This window comes from Bifidobacterium mizhiense, from assembly GCF_020884755.1.
Lineage (GTDB): Bacteria > Actinomycetota > Actinomycetes > Actinomycetales > Bifidobacteriaceae > Bombiscardovia > Bombiscardovia mizhiensis.
This window is the reverse complement of the sequence record NZ_BPWE01000012.1, coordinates 1-1,825: the sequence shown is the minus strand read 5'-3', so window position 1 is coordinate 1,825 and position 1,825 is coordinate 1. Positions and strand designations below refer to the sequence as shown.

Here is a 1,825-nt window from a genome sequence, read left to right as displayed (position 1 = left end):
CTCGTTGGCGTGGTTGGTTGTTTATGGGGCCGTTTGCGGTGGTGTTTGTGGTGGTGTTTGTGGTGCCGGTGGTGTATGCGGTGTGGATTTCGTTGTTTCAGCATCGGATGGTTGGTGGGACGGTGTTTGTGGGGTTGGCGAATTATCGTCGTCTGGTGGCTGATGGGCAGTTCTGGTCGTCGGTGCGCCGGGTGGTGGTGTTCACGGTGGTGCAGGTGCCGATCATGCTGTGCCTGTCGGCGTTGATGGCTTTGGCGTTGGATTCGTTGCGTCTGCATGGGATGCGGTTCTTCCGTATTTCGACGTTTCTGCCGTATGCGGTGCCGGCGGTGGTCTCGGCGCTGGTGTGGGGGTTCATGTACGGGGCGAAGTATGGCCTGGTGGGCTCGTTGAACGCGTGGCTGGGCACGCATGTGGATGTGCTGCAGCCGTCGGTGCTGCTGGCGGCGATCGGGAACATCAATACGTGGGAGTTCACGGGGTATAACATGCTGATCTTCTATTCGTCGCTGTCGACGGTGCCGCGTTCCTTGTATGAGGCGGCGGCGATCGACGGGGCGGGCGAGTGGCAGGTGGTGCGCCGGGTGAAGCTGCCGGAGCTGCGGGGCTCGCTGGCGATCACGGTGATTTTCAGCATCATCGGCTCCTTCCAGTTGTTCAACGAGCCGAGCGTGATGCAGAACATGGTGCCGGGCAATGCGATCACGACGTATTACACGCCGAACATGTATGCGTATAATCTGAGTTTTTCGGGCAATCAGTCCAATTATGCGGCTGCGCTGGCCATCGTGATGGCGGCGTTGACGATGCTGGTGGCGTATGCGGTGCAGCTGCGGAGCATGAGGGAGCAGATGCGATGAGCGTGCTGGATGAGCAGGGCCGCCGGGTGCGGTCGGCGGAGCGTGCGCGGGCGCGCCGGGTGGCGGCTGACGAGCGGGCGGAGCGGCGTCGTGCGGCGTCGAGCGGGTTCTCGAACCCGTCGAACCCGCGCCGGTCGGTGTGGCTGACGCTGGCGTGCGGCGTGTTCGCCCTGTACTGCCTGTTCCCGTTCGCCTACCTGCTGGTGAACGCGACGAAGACGCAGGCGGATTTCACGAGCACGTTCGGCCTGGGGCCGGGACGCTCGTTCGCCCTGTGGGACAACATCCGGGAGGTGTTCTCCTACCAGGACGGGATCTTCGCCCGCTGGCTGGCGAACACGCTCCTGTACGTGGTGGTGGGCGCGGGCGGGGCCACGCTGCTGGCGGTGATGGGCGGGTACGCGCTGGCCAAGTTCCGGTTCCCGGGCCGCAAGGCGGTGTTCGCGGTGGTGCTGGGCGCGATCAGCGTGCCGGGCATCGCGCTGGCGGTCCCGCAGTTCCTGCTGTTCGCGAAGCTGGGGCTGACCAACACGCCCTGGGCCATGATCATCCCCAGCCTGATCAGCCCCTTCGGCCTGTACCTGATGTGGATCTTCTCGGACCAGGCCGTGCCCGGCGAGCTGCTGGAGGCGGCGCGCGTGGACGGCGCCTCGGAGTGGCGCACCTTCCGCACCATCAGCCTGCCCCTGCTGGCGCCGGGGATCGTGACCTGCGCCCTGTTCACGATCGTGGCGACCTGGAACAACTACTTCCTGCCCCTGATCATGCTCAAGGACGCGGACTGGTACCCGCTGACCATCGGCCTGAACCAGTGGAAGGACCAGGCCAGCACCGCGGGCGGGCAGGCCATCCAGAACCTGGTCATCACCGGCAGCCTGATCACCATCATCCCCCTGGTCATCGCCTTCCTCCTCCTGCAGAAATACTGGCAATCCGGCCTCGCCGCAGGAGCCGTCAAAGAATAA

2 protein-coding genes are annotated in these 1,825 nt (G+C 64.6%); both read left to right on the top strand.

Annotated features, from left to right (window positions below; all coding sequences use genetic code 11):
• Positions 1–860, top strand: an 860-nt coding sequence (locus LPC22_RS08350; protein ID WP_229133476.1) for a carbohydrate ABC transporter permease, incomplete at its 5' end; no start/stop codon positions are given.
• Positions 857–1,825 (top strand): carbohydrate ABC transporter permease, encoded by a 969-nt coding sequence (locus LPC22_RS08345; protein ID WP_229133475.1) that lies wholly within the window; start codon positions 857–859, stop codon positions 1,823–1,825. The genes LPC22_RS08350 and LPC22_RS08345, both read left to right, overlap by 4 nt.

What these genes read in the sequence shown, in the direction of transcription:
- LPC22_RS08345 (WP_229133475.1), top strand. Translation starts at nt 857, where the DNA reads ATGAGCGTGCTGGATGAGCAGGGCCGCCGGGTGCGGTCGGCGGAGCGT.